2 protein-coding genes are annotated in these 1,795 nt (G+C 68.4%); one reads left to right on the top strand and one right to left on the bottom strand.

All coding sequences use genetic code 11. The features are described 5' to 3' along the window. On the bottom strand, positions 1-770 hold a 770-nt coding region (locus tag ACWELQ_RS45090; protein WP_452403090.1), incomplete at its 3' end, for an esterase/lipase family protein. A gap of 172 nt (positions 771-942) precedes the next feature. On the opposite strand from ACWELQ_RS45090, the gene ACWELQ_RS45085 reads away from it, so the two are divergent. After that, positions 943-1,795 (top strand): FAS1-like dehydratase domain-containing protein (locus tag ACWELQ_RS45085; protein ID WP_452403089.1); only part of this gene is annotated, 853 nt, incomplete at its 3' end.

Genomic DNA, 1,795 nt, shown 5'->3' with positions numbered 1-1,795 from the left:
GTGCCATGGTTGGTCGCGCCCAGGGTCACCAGGTTGTGCACCTTGGACGCCCCGCCCTCGAACTTGGTGTACCAGCGCGACATCGGCCCGCCCTGCGAATGCGCGACGAGGTCGACCTGGGACGCGCCGGTGGCCGCCAGCACCCGATCCACGAAGGCGGCCAACTGTTTCGCGGAGTCCTGGATGTAGCCGGTGCCCATGGTGCCGGGCAGCACCGAGCCCAGCCCGCCGCCCTCGATCAGGTTGGAGCGACCGTAGTTGAGGGTGAAGGTACAGTACCCGGCGTCCTTGATGGGTTGCCCCATGAACGCGAAACCGTTGTAGGCGTTCATCCAGGTGCCGTGGACCAGCACCACCGGCCGCGGATGCGCGGCGGACGGTTTGCAGTTCCAGTCGTTCGCGCCCGGCGGGGTCGCGTCCGGGTTCAACAGTCCGTAGCCGAACGCCGCCAGCCACGAGGTCATCGACGGCCCATAGCCTTTGGTGTCGGAGGAATAGCCGCCCGAGGAGCCGGAACTGGACCCGCTGCCGCCGAAGCAGTTACCCGAACCGTTGCCCGATCCCGCGCCGCTGCCGGAGGTGCAGGCCGACCCGGAGTCGGCGATCGGCGCGGCCGGCACGCCCGCGGCGATGTAATCCGCCAATTGCTGTTCGGTCGGCGCACTCTGGGGATCGGCTTCCGCGCCCGGACCGGAGAATCCGACCGTCAGCAGGGAAACACCCAGCATTACGGCGGCCCTGACCGTCTGACGGCGCCTGGTTCTTGTCATTTCATGCCTTCCTGTTGCGAAACCGCGCTCAAGGTAGGCCGCCGTGGAATGGCCGCAGTAGGGTCGCCGCCGAACATTGGAGCAGTTCACGAATTTCGGGCGTAATTCGGTGAAATATCCAAATATCCCGCCGATTCCACGCGCCCGGTTTCGCGGGATGAATTATTGATCCATGAACCACCGCACTGCGACCGCCGGGGCCGAACAGGCGCTGGCACTGGTCGGCCGGCATTACCGGTGCACGCGGACCTTCCCCGTGGACCGGGTCCGCATCCGCGAATTCGCCCATGCCGTCCAGGCTTTCCATCCCGCCCACTGGCACGAAGCCGCGGCGGCCCGGCTGGGCTTCGACGCGGTGGTGGCCCCGCCCACCTTCGCCGCGGTGGTCTGGCAGCAGGCGCGGCGGGAGATCCTCGAGAAACTGATCACCGGCTACCACCCGGATCGGGTCGTGCACGTGGACCAGACCCTCGACATCGGCCGTCCGCTGCTCGCGGGCGATGAACTGACCTGCGACCTCTACTTCGAATCATTCCGGCATTTCCGGTCTTTCGACGTGATCTCGATCGTCGCCGTGCTCACCGACCAGCACGGGGTGCCCGTACAGCGCGGGTCGACCGCGCTGCTGGCCCGCACCGGCGAGCACGAGCACGCCTCGGTGCGGGCGGCGAGCGCCGGTTTCGGCACGGCGGATCCGGTGGTGGCCACCGGGCTACGCCACAGCCGCCTGCCGCGCACCCGCATCGACTTCGACCGGCTCATGGTGGACACCCGGCTGCCGACCGCCGCGACCACGCTGAAGGCCAGCGATCTCACCGATTACGCACGCGTCGTGGGTGATCCGCCCGCCGACGGCATCCGCTCCCCCGGCGATGGGCCGACGCTGGTCGCGCCCGGCATGCTGGTGCTCGCCCTCGCCGCCGGATACGTCACCTCCTGGACGCGCGATCCCGCCGCGGTGATCAAGTACCGGGCCGAATTCGCCAATCACGTCCACTATCTGACCGTGCCCCGCCTCGCCGACG

The sequence above is a fragment of the Nocardia sp. NPDC004722 genome (assembly GCF_053601505.1).
Note: the sequence above shows the minus strand (reverse complement) of the source record. Positions and strands in the feature narration are given on the sequence as shown.